Origin of the sequence: Kerstersia gyiorum (genome assembly GCF_004216755.1) — a bacterium.
GTDB lineage: Bacteria > Pseudomonadota > Gammaproteobacteria > Burkholderiales > Burkholderiaceae_B > Kerstersia > Kerstersia gyiorum.
Map to the genome: position 1 here is coordinate 81135 of NZ_SGWZ01000002.1, position 21507 is coordinate 102641.

A 21507-nucleotide genomic window follows, 5' to 3' on the forward strand; every position below is an offset into this window, starting at 1 on the left:
CGTTCAGGGAGGGCGCCGGGTTTTCCTAGGCAGCCAATGAAAAACGCCTGGCCGGCAGGGCCGGGCAGGCGTTTTCAGGCAAGGCAGGCGCTTATTGCTCGTCTGCCGGTGCTGGGTCTTCGTTGGGCCAGGCGCGGATATAGGCCTTGAGCATCTTGTTTTCGAATTGCTGTGCCGAAACGACGGCCTGGGCCATGTCGAAGAAAGAGATCACGCCCTGCAGCGTAGGGCCATCCATTACGGGGACATAACGCGTGCGGTTTTCCAGCATGAGTCGCTGGACTTCGTCGGCGCTGGTGTTGGGCGATACGCTGATGGGGGCGTCGTCCATGATGGAGCGGATGGTCGTATCGCCGACATCGCCCGCCCGCTCGTTCAAGAGCCGGATGATTTCACGGAAGGTCAGCATCCCGGCCAGGGTGCCATGCTCCATGATGACCAACGAACCGATATCGTGCTCGCTCATGGTGGTGATGGCCTGCGCCACAGGCGTGTCCGGGGTTGCGGTGTAGAGCGTGTCGCCTTTGACACGCAGGATTTCACTGACTTTTAGCATGATGGGACTCCTCGCTGTTTATCGAGGGACGGGATAGGAAAGCGGAGATCGGGGGGGCATCCTGGTCATGCCTCAGGCCCGCGGCAAGCGTGTCTGCGAGGTCGCCGGACAACAGTTCGTCCAGGGTGGCTTCAGGCCCGTATTGGCCCAGTGCGTTCGCGGTGGCCTGTATCAGCTGGGCGCCGTCTTGCTGGGCAAGTGCGGTCGTGCGGGTCAGCAGCAGGCGGTCGATCAGCGGGCCGATGGTGGTGCGGCGCGGGTCGCTGCTCAGTACCCAGCGTTCCTTTCCGCGTATGCGGGCGGGGGCTGCCAGGCCGAGATCCTGCAGCGCCGCCAGGGCAATATCCAGGTCTTCGGGGTGCATGGCGAGCGTGGCGCAGGATTCCCGCTGGCTGATGCCCTGGCCTTGCTGGCTCCAGTCTGCATATAGCGCCTGCAATACAGTAATGGTATCGAGGTAGGCTGCGCCGGCAGGCCGGGTGTCGGTGGTCAGGCCATACAGGCGGATGCCGGGCAGTGATGCCGTCAGCACTGCGCCGGCCACGACCGTCAGCCAGGATAGATAAATCCACAGCAGGAAGACGGGGACGGCGGCGAAAGCGCCATAAATGACGGTATAGCTGGGGAACTGGCTGATGTAATAGGCAAAGCCCGCCTTCATTGTTTCCAGCACGATGGCGGTCGCAAAGCCGCCGATGGCGGCGTCGCGCCAGCTGACGGTGCGATTTGGCACGACCACGAACAGGGCGGTGAAGGCCAGGCCGGTCAGCAGGACGGGCAACACGGAAAGCCCGATGTTGACCAGTGGCGAGAGGTCGCCAGCCAGCCCCATGGAGGTGCGTGCCAGGATCGACGTGGCCCAGAGGCTGGCCCCCATGACCAGCGGCCCCAGGCTGATCACGGCCCAGTAGACCAGGATGCGCTGGTGCAGGGGGCGCTGGCGCGACACGTGCCAGATGTCATTGAGCGCGGAATCTATGGTCATGATGAGCATGACCGAGGTGACGATCAGGGCCATACTGCCGATGGCCGTCAACCGTGAGGCCTGCTGCGCGAACTGGTTGAGGTACTCCATGATGTCGGCCGACACTTCGGCGGGCATCAGGTTGCTGGCCAGGTAGTCTTCCAGCGCCTGCCTGAAATCGGAAAAGAGGGGGAAGGCGGTGAACAGCGACAGCACCACAGCCAGCAGCGGCACGATGGCGAGCACCGTGGTGAATGTCAGGCTGGACGCGACCTGTGTCAGTCGCTCGCCGGCAATGCGGTCAACGGCAAAACTCAGCACGCGTCCGACCCTGCCCAATGGGCCGGGGCTGGGGGACTGGGGGCTGACGATAGGTTGGTCAGTGGCGCTCATTCGAAGATAATAGCAGCATGAATGCTCAACTCAAGCCCCAGGCGGGCACTGCCGCATCCCTTGAACATTTGACGGTGCGCAACAGCTACGCCGCCTTGCCCGAGGATTTCTATTCCCGGGTGCGGCCCATGCCCTTGCAGACCGCCAGAATGCTGCATGTGAATCCGGAAGGCTGCGCCTTGCTCGGGTTGACGCCGGAGGCGTTGCGCACTGATGCTGCCTTGCAGGTCTTGTCCGGCGCTGCGCCGTTTCCGGGCGGGGAGAGTGTCGCCGCAGTTTATAGCGGCCACCAGTTCGGGGTCTGGGCAGGGCAGTTGGGCGACGGGCGTGCGCACCTGATTGCGGAAGTGCAGGGCCCGCAGGGTAGCTGGGAAGTCCAGCTGAAAGGGTCGGGGCGCACCCCGTATTCGCGCATGGGTGACGGGCGTGCGGTATTGCGTTCATCGGTGCGCGAATACCTGGCCGCGGAAGCCATGCATGGCCTGGGCATCCCGACCACGCGTTCGCTTGCATTGGTGGCCTCGGATGACCCGGTGCGCCGCGAAACCATGGAAACGGCGGCGATCGTCACCCGGCTCGCGCCCAGCTTCGTGCGCTTCGGTTCATTCGAGCATTGGTATGCGCAACGCCGTGCTGGCCTCCTGCAGCGCCTGTGCGACGACATCATCGACCGTTTCTACCCGGAGTGCCGCGCCGCAGGCGGTACTGGCGATGTTGTCATCGCCCGCTGGCTGGCGGCAGTAACCGACCGTACTGCCGCGCTGATGGCCGATTGGCTGGCCGTCGGCTTCTGCCATGGCGTCATGAATACCGACAACATGTCCATCCTGGGCCTGACGATGGACTACGGCCCCTATGCCTTCATGGACGGCTTCAAGGCCAACCATATCTGCAATCATTCCGACCACGAAGGGCGCTACGCCTGGAATGCGCAGCCCGCCGTGGCGCATTGGAATCTGTTTCGGCTGGCCGAGGCCTTGCAGCCGCTGGTGCCGGACGTGGAAATGCTGCGGGATGCCGTGCGTGGCTTCGAGGCGGCATTCATGACGCATTGGCGCGAACGCCAGCGCCGCAAGCTGGGGCTGGCGCAATGGCGCGACGAAGAAGACGATACCCTGATGGATGGCCTGTGGCGTCAGATGCACACTTCAGGGGCGGATTTCACCCTGACCTTCCGGGCGCTGGCTGGTGTGGCGGCGGGGGATACCGGGGCGTTCCTCGATCAGTTTGCCGATCGCGCCGGGGCGGCGCAGTGGCTGCAAACCTACCAGGCGCGGCTGGCGCAGGATGGGCTGCCGCCGGAGGCCGTGGCGGCGGGCATGAATCGCGCCAATCCTCTCTATGTATTGCGCAATCACCTGGCCGAATTGGCCATACGCGCGGCCGAGCAAGGCGATGCCAGCGAGATTGAAAACCTGCTGGAATGCCTGCGCAATCCGTGGGAATCCCGGCCAGGCTTCGAGCACTATGCACGGCAGGCGCCAGATTGGTCCGCCGGGCTGGTCATCAGTTGTTCGTCCTGAAAATGTCATAATGCGGGCGTTGCGCGCACTGCCGCCAGGCGGGGCTGCGGCGTTCTCCTGCCTGCCGGACTCAACCCTGTCCGGCCTTTGTCTTCTTTGGCGTCCGTCTTGCATCGGCGCCTTGCGTCCTTAGAGTCCTGCTTATGTCCGGTAACACCCTAGGAAAACTGTTTTGCGTGACAAACTTCGGCGAGTCCCACGGCCCGGCCATCGGCTGTGTGGTCGACGGCTGCCCACCGGGGCTGCCCCTGTCGGTCGAGGATATCCAGTTCCAGCTGGACCGCCGGCGCCCAGGCACGTCGCGGCATGTCACGCAGCGCCAGGAAGCGGATCAGGTCGAGATCCTGTCAGGTGTCTATGAGGGCGTCACCACAGGCACGCCCATCGGGTTGTTGATACGCAACACCGACGCGCGCAGCAAGGATTACGGCAACATCCTGGATACCTTCCGGCCCGGCCATGCGGATTATGCCTACTGGAAAAAATACGGCGTGCGCGATCCGCGCGGCGGCGGTCGTTCGTCGGCCCGCCTGACCGCGCCCACCGTGGCGGCTGGCGCCATTGCCCGCAAATGGCTGGAAGCCAGTCATGGCGTGCGCGTTCGCGGTTACATGAGCCAGCTCGGCCCTATCCGGATTCCCTTCGAGTCGTGGGATGAGGTCGGCAACAACCCCTTCTACGCGCCGAATGCCGGCATCGTGGCGGAACTGGAAGCCTATATGGATCAGTTGCGGCGTGATGGCGACTCCATCGGCGCGCGCATCGAGGTCGTGGCTGAAGGCGTGCCGGCGGGCTGGGGGGAACCCATCTATGACCGCCTGGACGCGGACATCGCCCACGCCATGATGGGCCTGAACGCCGTCAAGGGTGTTGCCATCGGCGCAGGCTTTGAATCCATTGCCCAGCGCGGTTCCGAACATGGCGATGAAATCACGCCGGACGGCTTCCTGAGTAATCATGCGGGCGGCATCCTGGGCGGTATTTCCTCAGGGCAGTCCGTGACGGTGTCTCTGGCCATCAAGCCCACGTCCAGCATCCGGGTGATGCGCCAGTCGGTCAACCGGGCGGGCGAACCCGTGGAAGTGCAGACCCTGGGGCGCCATGACCCATGCGTGGGCATACGCGCTACGCCGATAGCCGAGGCTCTGCTGGCGCTGGTGCTGGCGGATCATGCGCTGCGCCAGCGCGGCCAGGCAGGCGAACCGGTCCGGGGCTGAGGCCCTTCGGATACAGGTGGCCGGCAGCCGCCTGTACACCCAGGCATTTGTTTTCGCAGTAGAATTTTCCTGCGACGAACGGCCCCCTGCATGACACTCTGTGTCATGCAGGGGGCCGTTCTGCTTTCCATGCTTGGCATAATGATTTCATGGCCTCACCGGATGGCCGCCGGCGCGATCCGCGGCAGCCGTCCTCCACGAAGCGAGTGAAAACATGGCATTGACCCTTTATGACAAGCTCTGGCGCGACCATCTGGTGCACCAGGAATCCGACGGCTCCTGTCTGATCTATATCGACCGGCAATTGCTGCACGAAGTCACCAGCCCGCAGGCCTTCGAAGGCCTGGCGCTGGCTGGCCGCAAGCCGTGGCGCGTCAGTGCCAACCTGGCTGTGGCCGACCATAATGTGCCGACCAAGAACCGCAGCGCTGGCATCGAGGATCCGATCTCCAAATTGCAGGTCGATACCCTGGACAGCAACTGTGCGACCTATGGCATTACCGAATTTCCCATGAGCGACGTGCGGCAGGGCATTGTCCACGTGGTCGGCCCGGAGCAGGGGGCAACCTTGCCCGGCATGACCGTGGTGTGCGGGGATTCCCACACCAGCACGCACGGCGCCGTAGCGGCCCTGGCTTTCGGTATTGGCACTTCCGAGGTCGAGCATGCGTTGGCGACCCAGACCCTGACCATGAAAAAGAGCCGCAACATGCTCGTCAAGGTCGAGGGCAAGCTGCCTTTCGGCTGCACTGCCAAGGACGTCGTTCTGCATGTGATCGGCATTATCGGTACGGCGGGCGGCACGGGCCACGCCATCGAATTCGCCGGCAGCACGATTCGCGAACTGTCGGTCGAAGGCCGCATGACCATCTGCAACATGGCCATCGAGGCCGGTGCGCGTTCGGGTCTGGTGGCTGTCGATGACAAGACTGTCGACTATTTCCGTGGCCGTCCCTTCGCGCCCAGTGGCGTGCTGTGGGATCAGGCCGTGGCCTACTGGCGCACACTGCATTCCGACCCCGGCGCGCATTTCGATCGTGTAGTGGAAGTCGACGCGCGCGAAATCAAGCCGCAGGTCAGCTGGGGCACCTCTCCGGAAATGGTGTTGCCGGTGGACAGCCGCGTGCCGGATCCTGACCGTGAGCGCGATGACGTGCGCCGCAGTGGCATGGAACGGGCGCTGGAGTACATGGGCCTGACGCCGAACACGCCGCTGGTGGACATCCGCATCGACCGTGTATTTATCGGTTCCTGCACCAATTCGCGTATCGAGGACTTGCGTGCCGCTGCGGAAGTGGCGCGTGGCAAGCGTGTGGCCCGCAATGTGAAGCAGGCCATGGTCGTGCCGGGTTCAGGGTTGGTGAAGCTGCAGGCCGAGCGCGAAGGCCTGGACCGCATCTTTATCGACGCGGGTTTCGAATGGCGTGAACCGGGCTGCTCGATGTGCCTGGCCATGAATGCCGACCGGCTGGAGCCGGGCGAGCGTTGCGCATCCACGTCGAACCGTAATTTCGAGGGCCGCCAGGGCATGGGTGGACGTACCCATCTGGTCAGTCCCGCCATGGCCGCCGCCGCAGCCATTGCCGGCCATTTTGTCGATGTCAGGAATTTCAGGTAAACCAACATGCAAGCATTCACCGTACACGAAGGCCTCGTTGCCCCCCTGGACCGGGAAAACGTCGATACCGACCTGATCATCCCCAAGCAGTTCCTGAAGTCGATCAAGCGTACCGGCTTTGGCCCCAACCTGTTCGACGAACTGCGCTACCTGGACCACGGCGAACCGGGCATGGATAACAGCAAGCGTCCGCTGAACCCGGATTTCGTGCTGAACCAGCCGCGCTACGCCGGGGCCTCCATCCTGCTGGCGCGCAAGAACTTCGGCTGTGGCTCCAGTCGCGAACACGCGCCCTGGGCGCTGAGCCAGTATGGTTTCCGTGCCATCATTGCGCCGTCGTTCGCTGATATCTTCTTCAACAACAGCTTCAAGAACGGCCTGCTGCCCATCATCCTGTCGGAACTCGATGTGGCCCGCCTGTTTGATGAAGTCAAGGCCTTCCCGGGCTACAAGTTGACGGTGGACCTGGCGCGCCAGGTGGTCGTCAAGCCCGAAGGCGGCGAGTTGCCGTTCGATATCGACGAGTTCCGCAAGCATCGGTTGCTCAACGGGCTGGACGACATCGGCCTGACCCTGCAGAAGTCCGACATGATCCGCCAGTTCGAAGCAGAACGCCTGGCGCGTCATCCCTGGCTCGAAAGTCGCCAGTTGCGCTGAGTCTGGCCGGTCCGGTTGCCGGTGCTGCCAGGCGCTGGCAGCCGGACCGGATCGCAACGGGGGCGGCTCTTACCATAGTTGAATGCATATAATTTTCCATTAACTTCTCGCAAAACGATCTCTCATGGCTCACAAAATCGCAGTGCTCCCCGGTGATGGCATCGGCCCCGAAATCGTCGCCCAGGCGGTCCGCGTCCTGCAGGCGTTGAATCTGCCGCTCGAAATCGCGCAAGCACCGGTCGGTGGCGCTGCCTATGACTTGCACGGCCATCCGCTGCCTCCTGGTACGCTGTCGCTGGCGCAGGAATCGGATGCCATCCTGTTTGGCGCCGTGGGGGATTGGAAGTACGACAAACTGGCACGTGAACTGCGTCCGGAACAAGCCATTCTGGGCCTGCGCAAGGCCCTGGGCCTGTTCGCCAACCTGCGTCCGGCTATCCTCTACCCGGAACTGGCAGCGGCATCGACGCTCAAGCCGGAAGTGGTGTCCGGGCTGGATATCCTGATCCTGCGCGAACTGACCGGCGACATCTATTTTGGCACGCCGCGTGGTGTGCGTACGGCCGAAGATGGTGCGTTCCAGGGGCAGCGTGAAGGTTTCGACACCATGCGCTACGCCGAAAGCGAAGTGCGCCGCATTGCCCACCTGGGCTTCCAGTCGGCCCAGAAGCGCAATCGCAAGCTGTGCAGTGTGGACAAGGCCAATGTGCTGGAAACCTCGCAGTTCTGGCGCGATATCGTGATCGACGTGGCGCGTGACTACCCGGATGTGGAACTGAGCCATATGTATGTGGACAATGCCGCGATGCAGCTGGTGCGTGCACCGCGCCAGTTCGACGTGATCGTGACCGGCAACCTGTTCGGCGATATCCTGTCCGACGAAGCCGCCATGCTGACCGGTTCCATCGGCATGCTGCCTTCGGCCTCGCTGAACGAAAAGCGCCAGGGCCTGTACGAACCCAGCCATGGTTCGGCACCCGACATCGCTGGCCAGAATCTGGCCAATCCGCTGGCCACCATTCTGTCGGCTGCCATGCTGTTGCGCTATTCGCTGGATCTTGGCGAACAGGCAGACCGCGTCGAAGCCGCTGTCCGCAAGGTGCTGGCCGATGGCCTGCGTACCGCCGATATCTATGAAGAGGGCACGCGCAAGGTCGGCACCAGCGAGATGGGCGACGCCGTTCTGGCCGCACTGTAAGCCGCCGTCACCGGGCCCCTGGGCGGGCCCGGTGGTGCGGGTTCCATGACGAGGCAGGCCAGCCGGCCCTTACCGGCGGCCTGCCTTGTTTGCCTGGCGCTCGCAGGCGGGAGCCAGACGGCACCTGGAGATTGTTGCGTCCGCTTTACGTCACCCTCGAAAATGGCGCATTATTTCGCGGAAAATCCAGGTAAACCCTGGCAATTCTGATACATTCTTATACCTAAGGGCCATAACGTCAGGAGAGGGCGGGATGGCTTGTTCTTCACACATAAAACAGAGCGAATACAGATGACTCAAGCCGTCGGTCTGGTCGGCTGGCGCGGCATGGTGGGATCCGTCCTCATGCAGCGCATGCGCGACGAAAACGATTTTTCCCTGATTGAACCCGTGTTCTTCACGACCAGCCAGGTGGGTGCCGCTGCGCCGTCCTGGGCTGCTGGCGCGGGTCCGTTGCAGGATGCCTACGATATTGATGCATTGGCGAAACTGCCGATCATTGTGACGGCGCAGGGCGGCGACTACACCAAGGCTGTGCACGGCAAGTTGCGCGCCTCCGGCTGGAAGGGCATCTGGATCGACGCAGCCAGTTCGCTGCGCATGAATGATGATTCCATCATCGTGCTGGACCCGGTGAACCGCAATGTCATCGACGCGGCGCTGAATCGCGGCGTGCGTGATTTCATCGGCGGCAATTGCACGGTCAGCTGCATGCTGATGGGCCTGTCCGGCCTGTTCCAGCACGACCTGGTCGAGTGGATGACCAGCATGACCTATCAGGCGGCTTCCGGCGGCGGCGCGCAGCACATGCGCGAACTGCTGACCCAGTTCGGCCTGGTCAATGAATCCGTCCGCCCCTTGCTCGACGACCCGGCTTCCGCCATCCTGGAAATCGACCGTGGCGTGCTCGACCTGCAACGCAGCGGCAAACTGCCGACCGAGCGTTTCGGCGTGCCGCTGGCCGGCAACCTGATTCCCTGGATCGACTCCGACCTGGGTAATGGCGTTTCCCGCGAAGAATGGAAGGCCGAGGCCGAAACCAACAAGATCCTGGGCCGTGGCCCGGCCTTCGGTGGCGAACCGACGCCCATCGACGGCTTCTGCGTGCGCATTGGCGCCATGCGCTGCCACAGCCAGGCACTGACAATCAAGCTCAAGCGCGATGTGCCGCTCGATGAAATCACCGACATCATTGCGCAAGGCACGGACTGGGCCAAGGTCATCCCGAATGACAAGGAATCCACGGTCCACGGCCTGACGCCGGTTGCTGTCACGGGCACGCTGGATATTCCGGTGGGCCGTCTGCGCAAGCTGTCCATGGGCAAGGATTACCTGGGTGCCTTCACCGTGGGCGATCAGTTGTTGTGGGGCGCCGCCGAGCCGCTGCGCCGCATGCTGCGCATCGCCATCGGCGAGCTGTAATCGAAGCAGGAGTCAGGGAAGGCCTGCAAGGGCCTTCCCGGAAGGGAGTGAGCTTTGGACGCGCAATTTGGGCAGGGCTATGGCCTGGTGTTGGGCACCGTCCTGCTGGCAGTAGTGGCATTCTGGGTGGCTTTCCTGATGCGCCGTGCCGGCGCCAGGCAAGACACCGAAGACAGCGGTCATGCCGATCATGGCAGTGAAAATACCGATGTTGATGATGGCGCGGACGACGCTTCGGAAGATGATGCCGTGGCCCCGGAAGCCGCGGCAGCGTTCCCCAGCGATGGTATCCAGGCGCAACGCATGGAACAGGCGCGCCAGAAGTTCGAGCAGCAGCTATCTGCCATCGACCTGGACCTGGATGCGCCGCCGGCCGAGGCAGACGTTCCCGCTGCAGGCCGCTCCGGCAAATCCGGAGAGCGGCGCTGATGGCGCGCCGCAGGGTGGCGCTGGGACTGTCCTATGAAGGCTCTCCCTGGCTGGGCTGGCAGACACAGCCCGGCGGTAACACGGTACAGGATGAACTGGAAAAGGCCTTGATGGCCTTTACCGGCACACATGTGCCGACGATTTGCGCGGGCCGCACCGATACCGGAGTACACGCATGTCTGCAGGTGGTGCATCTGGATACCGATCTGCAACGACGCGATGTGGCCTGGATTCGTGGCCTGAATGCTCATTTGCCGGAAAGCATTGCGGTGCAGTGGGCTCGGGAAGTCCCTGAGGATTTTCATGCGCGCTTTTCTGCCCAGGCGCGTACCTACGTGTATCTGCTGTGGAATCGTCCTTATCGTTCGCCCTTGTGGGCCAGGCGTGCAGGCTGGTGCTTTCGTCCGCTGGATGTGGAGGCCATGCGTGCCGCTGCCGCGTATTTGCTGGGCGAGCATGATTTCAGCAGCTTTCGTTCTTCGCAATGCCAGGCGGCGCATCCCGTGCGTGTCATGCAGCGCCTGGATATCCAGCGTCATGGCGACATGATCGTATTCGTGCTCAAGGCGAATGCTTTTTTGCACCACATGGTGCGCAATATCATTGGTTCGCTGGTCTACGTGGGGCAGGGACGCTATACCGTCGAGCGCATGCGGGAGTTGCTGCTGGAACGGGACAGGCGCCGCGCCGCACCGACGTATTCGGCTGCCGGGCTGTACCTGTGTGCGGTCGATTATCCGGCCTTTTACGGCTTGCCTTACCAGGACGGCCTGGAAATCATGCCTGGCCTGGCACTGTCGCCCGGTGGCGAGCTGATTGCCGCAGCCGGTCATCTAGGGTTGGCCGGTGCCGGGCAGAGCAAGGAAAATCATGACAAGGATCAAGATTTGCGGCCTGACTCGGCCTGAGGATGTGCTGGCGGTCGTGGATGGCGGCGCCGACGCGCTGGGTTTCGTGTTCTATCCGCCCAGCAAGCGCTACGTGACACCCGAGCAGGCTGGCGCCCTGCGCGCCCTGGTGCCGCCCTTCGTGACGGTGGTGGCCTTGTTCGTCAACCCTGTCCGTACGGAAGTCGAGGCGGTTTTGCGCGAGGTACGTCCGCACCTGCTGCAGTTCCACGGAGATGAAAGCGCACAGGAGTGCATGTCCTACGGACATCCCTGGCTCAAGGCGCTGCGCGTGCCCAAGGAGGGCGGCGTGACGGGCGAGTCCCTGGCGCGGCAGATGCAGGACTATGCTCGGGCCGATGGCTGCCTGCTGGATACGGACAGCCCGGGTTATGGCGGCAGCGGTACGGTATTCGACCACGGCCTGCTGGATGGCTGGAAAGAGGAGAACCGCAGGCGCCTGATTCTGTCCGGCGGTCTGAATGAAGGCAATATCGGGGCGGCAATTCAACGCGTGCGTCCGGTTGCCGTTGATGTCAGCAGTGGCGTCGAGGATGCGCCTGGCATCAAGAATGCACTGAAAATCCGCCGTTTCATAGAGGCCGTGCGCGCGGCACAGGCCTGATGCTGGGCAGCCCGAGCGAGGCCGCAGATGGCAGGGATGGCCCGCCGTCTCGAGCCTGCTTGCCTGGGCGGGCTGCCCAGGGCTGATCAGATGGAATCGCCTTCTTCGCCTTCTTCCGATGCCGCGCCCTTGGCTTCTTCCACGGCCTGGTGGAAAGTCGACAGGCTGGCGCGGATGGCCGAAATGTTGCGGTTCATGGTGGCGCGCAGCAGGTCCGGGTCCGGGGATTGGTCGGCCGGTGCAATGAAGCATTCGATCTGGGCGCTGACGTTCCAGGTGTTGTCGCTGTTCATGTAGCTGACGGTGAGCTTGGCGGCCTTGTTCTTGATGTTGACTTCGTTTGCCAGTTCCAGCAGCTGTTCGCGTGACAGGCCAGTGCGCTCGTCGTCCGCGAAGTTCGGGAATACGAGACGCAGGAATTCCGGGTCGCCTTCCGCGTCGATGGAAATGTAGAACACACCCATTTCCGGGTGGCGGAAGCGCACATCGCCGTCGTCGTCGATGTCCGATTTGTAGTCAAGAACCTCTTGGTACAGCTTTTGCAGGTCTTCAGTCTTGGAGCTCATGAGAGGGGTTCCTTTTCAAGGTTGCGGAAATGGCGGGCTGCCCTGCACGCGCTCGGCGCATGCAGGGCAGCCCGGGTATGACGTAGATGGCGGCGTTGTTCATGCGGCGCCGTTTTTTTGCTCTTCGATGAGCTTGAGCACAGCCTGGCCGTCCAGTGTTTCGTCCTGCAGCAGTTGCTCGGCCAGCTTGGCGATGACTGCCCAGTGGCTTTCCACCAGTTTTTCGGTGCGTTCCCGGGCCTGCTGTAGCCAGATGTCCACACGGGTCTGGGCGCGCTCCATCCAGGCCGGCGGCAGCGGGTTGTCGAAGGGGGCCAGGGAGAGCCAGCCGAAGCTTTCGTCCAGGCCCCACTGGGTGACGGCCAGCCACGCCATTTCGGTGGCCTTGGCCAGGTCGCTGGCAGCGCCGTTGTCACTGCCGCCGGACGATTCGGATACGGGGAATTGCCGCAGCTGGGCTACCCGTCCAGCCAGCTTGACGCAAAGATCGTTCATGGCCTCGTTGCGGTTCATGGGGCGGAGGGCATGTTCGTCGTCGCGGGAAAGGGCGACAAAGCCGTGTGCATCACCGCGCCCGGCAATGGTGACCTGCTCCAGCGGGCGTTCGGGATGCAGCAGCGCAGCCAGCACGGCGTGTCCGGCTTCATGGTAGGCAACGGCGGCGAGGTATTCCTGCAGCGGTTTGCGACGGCTGCGCTCGCCGTATTTCACGGTATTGATCTGTTCCAGCAACTGCTCGTAGCTGACGTGGCCATCTTTGCCGTCCTGGCTTTGTTGCTGGGATAGCAGCAGTTCGCGATAGACCTTTTCAAAGTCGGCGCCGCTCATGCCGGCCGTCATGGCCACCAGTGCGTCGATGTTCCAGGCTGCGGCGGCGCCGGCCTGCGGGTGGGGCAGCGAGCACAGCCGCGACTCGATGAAGTGGCGGCGCGCTTCGCGGTCCAGCAGTGGCACTTCCATGAGCAGGTCCAGGCGCCCGGAACGCAGCAGCGCCGGGTCGACATTGGCCAGGAAGTTGGTGGCGGCGATGATGAAGACGGGATGTTCCGAACGCGAGCCAAAACCGTCGATCTCGGCCAACAATTGATTGATGGCCGGTTCCATGCCGCGCATCCCGCGTATGCCCAGGGCGTCGATTTCGTCGATGAAGACGATGCTGGGGGCATAACGCCGCGCCCGGCTGAAAATCGAGCGGGTCAGGGCGGGGTTGAACAGTTGCGGGCCGGCGACGGAAATGAACGGCACGCCGGCTTCCGCCGCCAGTGCCTTGGCCAGCATCGTCTTGCCGGTGCCGGGGCGGCCGTGCAGCAGCATGCCCTTCGGGGGCGGCGTTTGCTGGGCGTCTGCGGCCGACGTGGCCATGGCCGGGGCATTGAACAGCTGAATGATTTGTTGCAGCCTTTCCTTGGCTCGCGTATGCCCCTTGATGTCGCTGAAACGCAGGTCTGGAATCTCAATGGCAAAGCCATCATCGGCGCCATAATCCTTGCGGCCCTGTATGCGTTCCAGGCGTACAGCGCTGATGACCAGCTTCAGCACGCCGTCCTGGCGGTGTGGGCTGAGGTCGTAGCGCAACACCTCCCGGCGGCGAAACTGGTTGCGATGCAGGGCGTCCAGCGGGTGTTCTGCGAACCAGTCGGTCACTTCCTGGGCAACGCTGACTTCAACGCGCTCCGGCAGTTGGCTGCTGGCGGCAGTGTCTGCAAAGCAGGCTTCGGTAAGCCAGTGCGTGCCGGCTTCTGCCAGGTCCAGCGGTGCGATGTCGGGCCCGAAGGACAGCGTGATGATTGACGAGATCAGGTCGAGGTTGTCGAACTCGACCGGAATGGCCTGCTTGCTGAATAGCTCGGCAAAGTTCGCCAGGGATTTTCTGGCGATACGGGTCAGCGAGTCTATCGTCAGTTCTGCGAACGGCAGAATAGTGGCGTTGGCAAGGTAGCCTGCCAGATAGGCGGAGATGCTGCCGTTTTCGCGGCTGCTATCCAGGCTGTCATCGCTGTCCCGGCGGGCCAGCATGTCTTCGGCGAGCAGGGTGGCTGCCTGTGCCGGATTTTCCCGGATCAACGTGGAAAGCGTATTATCTTCGGCTAGTTCCGGGCTGGGACGCAGCGTGAAAATCAACTGGGCCGATTTGAAGGATACCCGTCGGCTTTCCGCGCGCGAGCGTTCCTTTTCATTGCCGAACCCGTACTCATCTTCGAGATAACCGTCGCTGAGCAGATTGGCCAGAATGTTCTGGACGTTGGGGTGGGCGCGGTCTACATCGTCAAAGACCACCACCGCGCGCGGATGCCGGCGCACGAATCCTGTCAGTCGGCCGGGGCCGGCGTTGCTGTAGCCTTCGCGTAGGCCGGTCAGTCCGAAGCCTTCGTTGTGGCTCTGGAAGCTGGCCATGTTCAGTATCAGGCCTTTGCCGTCGTTGGCGTCGGCCAGCTTGCGTGCCAGCAATGACTTGCCGGTGCCGGAGGGGCCGACGCAAACCAGCAGGCGAGGCTTGCCCGGCGTATTCAAACCCAGCGCGCGTGCCAGCAGTTCCGTGCGCAGGCGGGCCAGGGCGGCAGGCTGGCCGATGATCGTGGCTTCCAGCTCTTGCAGTTGCTCATCAACCTGTTTCAGCGCGGCGGGAACGCGTTCCTCTCGGGAGATGGTGGTGCTGCTGTCCTCTGCTGCCTGCGCTTCCTGCTCTTTGCCTGTGCCAGGAGCGGGTTCGCCGCTGGCGGAGCTGTGTCCGGGATGGTTGCGACGGTCGTGCTTGTTGCTGGTTTCGCTGGACTTCGTTGCCCTGGGCGGCGCGCCAGATGCGGGCAGCCGCAGCGTAAGGGTCTCGTCCTTGAATTGTTCAAGAAGTGCCGCGACTTCGTTGCTCAGGGGCAGGGGTGGTTCGGCGGGCGCGCCGGCCAGGCAGGTGATGCCATCGGTACGCGCCGCAGGCTTGCCCGTGATGCCCAGCAAGGCCGCGTGATGCAGCCCCACGCCGCTGGTATCTACATACAGTGCCAATGCTTCGCGCAAGGAGCTGACGGAAATCGTGTCGCGGCCGCTGGCAGTGGCCTGTTGCCCCGCCAGTACCAGGCATTCCTGCAGCGTGACCTCGCGCCCTTGGGCAGATTCTTCCGGGGTTATGCCGGGCACGGTCCCGGATGCATTGTCCGAGCAGATGGCGGGATCGGCGGGGGGGAGGGGGGCGTTGTTGGTGATGTCGTCGGCCACGTCCGGGGGAGCGGTATTCGTGTCCTGTTCCGGCAGGAACAGCCCGGCGACAGGATTGGCGCCATATTCGTTACGCAGCGAAGAAACGTCGGCAGTGAGCGAGACGGATGGTTTGGCCGGGGACTCGGCCAAACGCTGGATGCCATCCTTGCGTTTGGGGGCCTTCTTGTCCTTGGGGTCCAGGCCGAACTTCCAGGCGACTTCGTCAGGGAGATCCGTCGTGTCGACAAAAGTCTTCAGTGTCTCGCTGACGATATCCATGTTGATGCGCATAAGACCATGTTGCAGCGCGGTGACTTTGGATAGCTTCAGGATGTCTAGGAAGGTGATCGGCTTGATAGGGGGCATGCTTGAGGGAAATGCTGGGGGTGTATGGCATGACCCTGAAGTATAGGCATTCCGCCGGCTTGTTGCCTGACGTGCAGTGCTTCCAGTTGTGAGTGAATTCTTGTTTTCGTTGTCACACTTGTGCCATTCTGTGTGAGTTGTAAATGTTCATGCGCATCACCCGAACGGGCCATTTCCGCCGTCGGAACAAGCGCAACTGCCGGGTGTGCGCCGGCGAACGAATTTGTAACCGCAGGCCCTTTGGCGGTGAGGCAACAGTCCGGGTTTTGAATCTCCCACGTAACGTGATAGAATCCGACGATTCAGTATGCACCTCATTCCATCCATTTTTTAACTGCGTAATAGAATTCATGCCTATTGTTCGCCTGAAAGAAAACGAGCCGTTTGAAGCCGCTCTGCGCCGCTTCAAGCGCACCATCGAAAAGACGGGTCTGCTGACCGAACTGCGTTCGCGCGAGTTCTACGAAAAGCCCACCGCTGAGCGCAAGCGCAAGCATGCTGCCGCCGTGAAGCGTCATTACAAGCGTATCCGCAGCCAACAACTGCCTCCGCGCCTCTACTGATCTGTTCAGTGAGTGATTCCTGATTCTTTCATCCAGGAACTTCTCGCCCGGGTCGATATTACGGATGTCGTCGGGCGTTATGTGCAGCTGCGCAAGGGTGGGGCGAACCTTTTAGGTCTCTGCCCCTTCCATAACGAAAAATCCCCTTCCTTTACTGTCAGCCCCACCAAACAGTTCTACCACTGCTTTGGTTGCGGAGCGCATGGCAGCGCGATTACCTTCCTGATGGAGCACACCGGGGCCAGTTTCCCGGAAGCTGTGCGTTCGCTTGCCGCTTCGGCAGGCATGAACGTGCCGGAAGAGCCGCGCAGCCCGCGCCAGCAGGCCGAGGCCGCCAGGCGCAAGGAAGAGGTATCGCGGCATACGCAGGCACTGGAAAAAGCCCAGGAATACTATCTGGCGCAGTTGCGCCAGTCCGCCCAGGCGCGCCGCTATCTGCAGGGGCGCGGGCTGACTGGCGAGATCGCCAAGCGCTACGGCCTGGGCTGGACCGGCGACGATCGCCGGGGCTTGTCCAATGTCTTCGAGCGTTACGATGATCCCGTGCTGGTTGAGGTCGGGTTGGTCGTGGAAGCGGACGACGGGCGCCGTTATGACCGCTTCCGCGAGCGCGTCACCTTTCCCATTCGGAACGCCCGCGGCGCGCTGATAGGCTTTGGCGGCCGCATCATCGGCAAAGGCGAGCCCAAGTACCTGAATTCCCCGGAAACTCCTTTGTTTTCCAAGGGGCAGGAATTGTATGGCCTGTGGGAAGCGCGCCAGGCGATCCGGGCCGCCGGCCAGGTACTGGTGGTGGAAGGCTACATGGATGTGGTTGGCCTTGCGCAACTGGGCGTGGAGCATGCCGTGGCTACGCTGGGCACGGCAACGACGCCTCAGCATGTGCAGAAGCTGCTGCGCGCCAGCGAGAACGTGGTGTTCTCCTTCGATGGCGACAAGGCGGGGCGTCGTGCGGCCTGGCGGGCGCTCAATACCTGCTTGGCCTTGCTGCGCGATGACATTTCCATCCGCTTCCTGTTCCTGCCGGAAGATCACGATCCGGATTCCTACGTTCGCGCCTTCGGGGCCGAAGCATTCCGTGCCACGTTGGCCGAAGCCCAGCCGTTGTCGCGTTTCCTGCTCGATGAGCTTGCTGCGCGCCATGTCCTTGACGAAGTTGAAGGGCGCGCTGCCTGCATCCACGAAGCCCGGCCGCTGTTTGCCGAGATTCCGGATTGCGCGCTGAAGGTCCAGCTGCACAATGAATTCGCGCGGCAGGTGCGGCTTACCCCTGAGGAGCTGCATGCCATGTTCCGCGCGGGCGAGGCCCAGGCGCCGGGGCGGCACGCCGCGCCGGCAGCTGGTGCAGCCGAGGCTCACGCCGGCGGTAGTCACGCAGACGGGCGCCATGGCGTGGCGGAAGCGCCGCCACCCTGGATGGTCGCGCCAGATGATGTGGTTCCCGATGACATCGGTTTCCAGGGCGGCATGGATCACGAAGGCGGCTATTGGCCGGCACAGGAAACCTTCCAGGCGCTGCCGCAGCCGGGCACCGGCCGCCGGACATGGAATGGCAGTGGCAGGGATGGGGATCGGGGTAAGCGGCGCAAGGACGGCGGGCGCTGGAATGAAGGACGGAACCGGGGAGTGCCGCCCTTGAGCGGCGGCCAGCAAGTGGCCAGCCTGCCACGTAAATTATTGCGGTTGCTGGTGAGCCATCCCGGGCTGGTCGACGAAATGGGCGAGCAGCAGCTTGAAGTTCTAGATGGCAGCCCCCATATGCGTATGGTCAGGGAGTTGGTGACGCTGCTTCAGGATTCGGGAGCGAGGCATATCGGCGCCATGATGGAAGCCGTGCCTGCTGAATCCGAGTTGGCGGGCATCCTGCATGACCTGTCGCGCGACGTGCTTGGCAGCGAAGAGCTGCCCGACCCGCAACTGGAGTGGGAAGGGGGCTTGCGCAATGTCGAGCGCGAGGCGCTGAAGTTGGAACTGGATGCCCTGGTGGCGTCCGGCCTGACGGATGATGAGTCGAAAAAGTTATACCAGGATCTGACGCGCCGCCTGAGGGCCTTGGGGAACGCTTAGTGTAGTGTTCCCGCAAATAAGTTAAGATTCAGGGGTTTGCGATGTCTGCCCCGAACCTTTTCTCGGAGTTGCGGTCGGATGATGCTGCGGGTCTTAGCCCGCCTGATGCCGGAAGTCTTGTTACTTCCGGCTTTTCGGCGCTTGATGCCGAGTTGTTCTCGCTCTTTTTTGTCCTGTTCACTGTTTGGGCTGTCGGCAGAATCAGACAGCCCTCCCGTTTTGTGGCGGCAACTTCGCTACGGAAACCATTATGACCCAATCCAAAACCGCAAAAAGTTCGAAGGCAGACCAACAGACGCATATCGACGTGCCGGATACAGGCAGTGCGGCAACGACTGGCGCCCGCAAGGTGACGCGCGCCGCTGCCAAGACGCCGGCCAAGGCTGCGGTCAAGGTGGCAGCAGCAGGCGCGGCCAAGACGACGAAGACGGCAGCCAAGAGCGCGACCAAGACGGCAGCCAAGAAGGCTGCCGAGCCCAAGGCAGCGGCTGCGCCCAAGGTTGCCGGTACCGGCCGTCGCCCCGGCCGTCCTGCCAAGAGCGCTAACGTCAGCGCGGATTTCGATGACGACATGGATCAAGACGGCGAAATCGTTCCTGATTTCAAGCCGGCCAAGCGCGGCAAGCGCGGCAAGGCGGATCCCAAGGATCTGATCGCGCGCGGCCCCGTGTCGCCCGAGGAATACGAAGCTCGCCGCAACCGCCTGAAGCAGCTCATCAAGCTGGGCAAGGATCGCGGCTACCTGACCTACGGCGAAATCAACGATCATCTGCCGGATGATCTGGTGGACGCCGAAGCCATCGACGGCATCATCAGCACGTTCAGCGACATGGGCATCGCAGTCTATGACCAGGCGCCCGACGCTGAAACGCTGCTGATGAGCGAAAACGCGCCGGTGGCATCCAATGACGACGATGTTGAGGATGAAGCGGAAGCTGCGCTCACGACGGTGGATTCCGACTTCGGCCGTACGACCGACCCGGTGCGCATGTACATGCGCGAAATGGGTTCTGTCGAACTGCTGACGCGCGAAGGCGAAATCGAAATTGCCAAGCGTATCGAAGATGGCCTGAAGCACATGGTCATGGCCATTTCCGCGTGTCCGACCACCATCTTGGAAATCCTGGCGCACGTTGCCAAGGTACGCGATGGTTCCAGCCAGGTTGACGAAATCGTCGACGGCCTGCTGGACCAGGACGGTGAAGAGTATGCAGGCGCCGGTGTGACTGACAGCGGTGACGACGGCCCCGCAGGCGGCATGAGCAGCAAGCAGCTGGAAACGCTACGTGTTGAAACGCTGGAAAAATTCGATCGCGTCGAAAAATGGTTCGGCGTGATGCGTGAATGCTACGAGACCGGCGGCTACCGTTCGGCCCGTTACCTTGAGGCGCAGGAAGGTATCCAGGAGGAGTTCCTGGGCATCCGCTTCACGGCCAAGATGGTCGAGCGTCTGGCTGACACCTTGCGTTCGCAGGTGGAAGAAGTACGCCAGCTGGAGCGTGCAGTGCTGTCGGTTTGTGTGGATCGCGCCGGCATGCCGCGCAGCCACTTCATCAAGGTCTTCCCGGGCCAGGAAACCAATCTGGAATGGGTGCAAAAGGAAGTGGATGCCGGCTATCCGTATTCGGAAACCCTGGCACGCCATATTCCTGACGTGCAGGAGCTGCAGAACAAGCTCATTGAGTTGCAGGACCGCGTCGTGCTGCCGCTCAAGGATCTCAAGGACGTCAACAAACGCATGGCAACCGGCGAGGCCAAGGCCCGCAAGGCCAAGCGCGAGATGATAGAGGCCAACCTGCGTTTGGTGATCTCCATTGCCAAGAAGTACACCAACCGCGGCCTGCAATTCCTGGATCTGATCCAGGAAGGCAACATCGGTCTGATGAAGGCGGTGGACAAGTTCGAATACCGCCGTGGCTACAAGTTCTCGACCTACGCCACATGGTGGATCCGCCAGGCCATCACGCGCTCCATTGCCGATCAGGCGCGCACCATCCGTATTCCGGTCCACATGATCGAAACGATCAACAAGATGAACCGGATCAATCGTCAGATCCTGCAGGAAACCGGCGCCGAGCCGGATCCCGCAACCCTGGCGGCCAAGATGGACATGCCGGAAGACAAGATCCGCAAGATCCTGAAGATCGCCAAGGAGCCCATCTCCATGGAAACGCCGATCGGTGACGACGACGATTCCCACCTGGGCGATTTCATCGAGGACACGGCCAATCTGGCACCTGCCGAAGCCGCGCTGCATGGCTCCATGCGCGACGTGGTCAAGGAAGTGCTGGATTCGCTGACGCCGCGTGAGGCCAAGGTGCTGCGCATGCGTTTTGGTATCGAAATGAGCACCGACCAGACGCTGGAAGAGGTCGGCAAACAATTCGACGTCACCCGCGAGCGCATCCGCCAAATAGAAGCCAAGGCCTTGCGCAAGCTGCGCCACCCCAGCCGTGCGGACAAACTGAAGAGCTTCCTGGAAGGGCAGTAATGGAAGCCTTCCTGCAATGAGCTGGGCGGATCCGACGATACTGTTGTTGCTGGCGTTTGCCGTTCTCGGCTACGTCAGCCACAACATGGCGGTATCCATCGCCATGCTGGTGCTGTTGTTTGTACGGCTGACGCCGCTACAGGCGCATTTTCCCTGGGTGCAGAAATACGGCCTCAGCGTGGGCATCATCATCCTGATGGTAGGCGTGATGACACCCATTGCCAGCGGCCGCATCAGTGTCAGCGACCTGCTGCACTCCTTCGTGGAATGGCGTTCTTTCCTGGCGGTGCTGGTTGGTATCGGCGTGGCCTGGCTGGGCGGGCGGGGCGTGGTCCTGATGGGCAACAGCCCGCAGATCGTGGCTGGCCTGCTGATGGGAACCCTGATCGGTGTGGCATTCTTCCGTGGCGTACCGGTGGGGCCGCTGATTGCAGCGGGCTTGTTGTCCCTGTTGATAGGGAAATCCTGACCCGGCCACGGGTGGCGGGTAACAGATTTCCAGGGGATTTCCAGGGCGCTACTGTTTTGCAATGGCCACCAAGCATGTCATAATAATGAGCTTGGGGGCCGTTAGCTCAGTTGGTTAGAGCAGAGGACTCATAATCCTTTGGTCGCTGGTTCAAGTCCAGCACGGCCTACCAGTATTGATGCGGCTCACAGCGATGTGGGCCGTATTTTTTTGTCCTTCAATTGCATAGGTTCGTGCATGCTGGCCGCCGCCCGGCGTGAAGCAGCGGTCGGGCGGCATCCAGGAAGTCTGCTGAAAGTGCTGT

At 62.4% G+C, this 21507-nt stretch carries 17 protein-coding genes and 1 tRNA gene; 14 read left to right on the forward strand and 4 right to left on the reverse strand.

Annotation, left to right across the window (positions count from 1 at the left end):
* Window positions 1–91 precede the first annotated feature (91 nt).
* Both EV679_RS06725 and EV679_RS06730 read right to left on the reverse strand, forming a co-directional pair.
* Window positions 92–556 carry a CBS domain-containing protein gene (locus EV679_RS06725; protein ID WP_068369007.1) on the reverse strand — a complete coding sequence of 155 codons (465 nt, stop codon included), beginning with the start codon at window positions 554–556 and terminating at the stop codon, window positions 92–94.
* A complete protein-coding gene (locus EV679_RS06730) occupies window positions 540–1913 on the reverse strand; it encodes a YihY family inner membrane protein (RefSeq protein WP_068369004.1) in 1374 nt (457 codons plus the stop codon). The genes EV679_RS06725 and EV679_RS06730 overlap by 17 nt, the downstream gene beginning before the upstream one ends.
* A 17-nt stretch (window positions 1914–1930) precedes the next feature.
* Here EV679_RS06730 and EV679_RS06735 point away from each other — a divergent pair, with 17 nt between their 5' ends.
* From EV679_RS06735 to EV679_RS06775, 9 genes are all read left to right on the forward strand, one after another.
* Window positions 1931–3436: a protein adenylyltransferase SelO gene (locus EV679_RS06735; protein WP_068369001.1), complete on the forward strand. Its 1506-nt coding sequence runs from the start codon at window positions 1931–1933 to the stop codon at window positions 3434–3436.
* A gap of 143 nt (window positions 3437–3579) precedes the next feature.
* Window positions 3580–4653 (forward strand): chorismate synthase, encoded by a 1074-nt coding sequence (gene aroC / locus EV679_RS06740; RefSeq protein ID WP_068368999.1) that lies wholly within the window; start codon window positions 3580–3582, stop codon window positions 4651–4653.
* A 214-nt stretch (window positions 4654–4867) separates the two neighbouring features.
* Window positions 4868–6271: a 3-isopropylmalate dehydratase large subunit gene (gene leuC, locus EV679_RS06745; RefSeq protein ID WP_068368996.1), complete on the forward strand. Its 1404-nt coding sequence runs from the start codon at window positions 4868–4870 to the stop codon at window positions 6269–6271.
* A 6-nt stretch (window positions 6272–6277) separates the two neighbouring features.
* The gene (gene leuD, locus EV679_RS06750; protein WP_127773530.1) at window positions 6278–6928 is read left to right on the forward strand and encodes a 3-isopropylmalate dehydratase small subunit; all 651 of its coding nucleotides are present in this window, start codon (window positions 6278–6280) and stop codon (window positions 6926–6928) included.
* Window positions 6929–7052: 124 nt separating this feature from the next.
* Entirely contained in the window at window positions 7053–8126 is a 1074-nt protein-coding gene (leuB, locus tag EV679_RS06755; RefSeq protein ID WP_130486819.1) for a 3-isopropylmalate dehydrogenase, read from the forward strand.
* Window positions 8127–8417: 291 nt separating this feature from the next.
* Entirely contained in the window at window positions 8418–9548 is a 1131-nt protein-coding gene (asd, locus tag EV679_RS06760) for an aspartate-semialdehyde dehydrogenase (RefSeq protein ID WP_068368986.1), read from the forward strand.
* A gap of 54 nt (window positions 9549–9602) precedes the next feature.
* Window positions 9603–9977, forward strand: coding sequence for a hypothetical protein (locus tag EV679_RS06765; protein ID WP_068368983.1), 375 nt, complete (start codon window positions 9603–9605; stop codon window positions 9975–9977).
* Window positions 9977–10885: a tRNA pseudouridine(38-40) synthase TruA gene (gene truA, locus EV679_RS06770; RefSeq protein ID WP_130486820.1), complete on the forward strand. Its 909-nt coding sequence runs from the start codon at window positions 9977–9979 to the stop codon at window positions 10883–10885. Before EV679_RS06765 ends, truA begins: the two co-directional genes overlap by 1 nt.
* Entirely contained in the window at window positions 10845–11489 is a 645-nt protein-coding gene (locus EV679_RS06775; RefSeq protein WP_068369440.1) for a phosphoribosylanthranilate isomerase, read from the forward strand. The genes truA and EV679_RS06775 overlap by 41 nt, the downstream gene beginning before the upstream one ends.
* An 86-nt stretch (window positions 11490–11575) precedes the next feature.
* Here the strand turns inward: EV679_RS06775 and EV679_RS06780 are convergent, their stop codons facing one another.
* Window positions 11576–12055, reverse strand: coding sequence for a hypothetical protein (locus EV679_RS06780; RefSeq protein WP_130486821.1), 480 nt, complete (start codon window positions 12053–12055; stop codon window positions 11576–11578).
* 99 nt (window positions 12056–12154) lie between these two features.
* Window positions 12155–15613 carry an AAA family ATPase gene (locus EV679_RS06785; RefSeq protein ID WP_130486822.1) on the reverse strand — a complete coding sequence of 1153 codons (3459 nt, stop codon included), beginning with the start codon at window positions 15611–15613 and terminating at the stop codon, window positions 12155–12157.
* Window positions 15614–15963: 350 nt separating this feature from the next.
* On the opposite strand from EV679_RS06785, the gene rpsU reads away from it, so the two are divergent.
* The 5 genes from rpsU to EV679_RS06810 all read left to right on the forward strand — a co-directional run bounded on the left by rpsU (window position 15964) and on the right by EV679_RS06810 (window position 21375).
* Window positions 15964–16176, forward strand: a complete 213-nt coding sequence (rpsU, locus tag EV679_RS06790) for a 30S ribosomal protein S21 (protein ID WP_006218592.1) — start codon at window positions 15964–15966, stop codon at window positions 16174–16176.
* Between the two features lie 12 nt (window positions 16177–16188).
* Complete coding sequence (gene dnaG, locus EV679_RS06795) at window positions 16189–18243, forward strand: DNA primase (RefSeq protein ID WP_130486823.1); 2055 nt, start codon at window positions 16189–16191, stop codon at window positions 18241–18243.
* Between the two features lie 250 nt (window positions 18244–18493).
* Window positions 18494–20734, forward strand: coding sequence for an RNA polymerase sigma factor RpoD (gene rpoD, locus EV679_RS06800; protein ID WP_068368968.1), 2241 nt, complete (start codon window positions 18494–18496; stop codon window positions 20732–20734).
* A 16-nt stretch (window positions 20735–20750) separates the two neighbouring features.
* A complete protein-coding gene (locus EV679_RS06805) occupies window positions 20751–21203 on the forward strand; it encodes a DUF441 domain-containing protein (protein WP_068368964.1) in 453 nt (150 codons plus the stop codon).
* Between the two features lie 95 nt (window positions 21204–21298).
* Window positions 21299–21375 (forward strand) — tRNA-Ile (locus EV679_RS06810).
* Window positions 21376–21507: the final 132 nt, after the last annotated feature.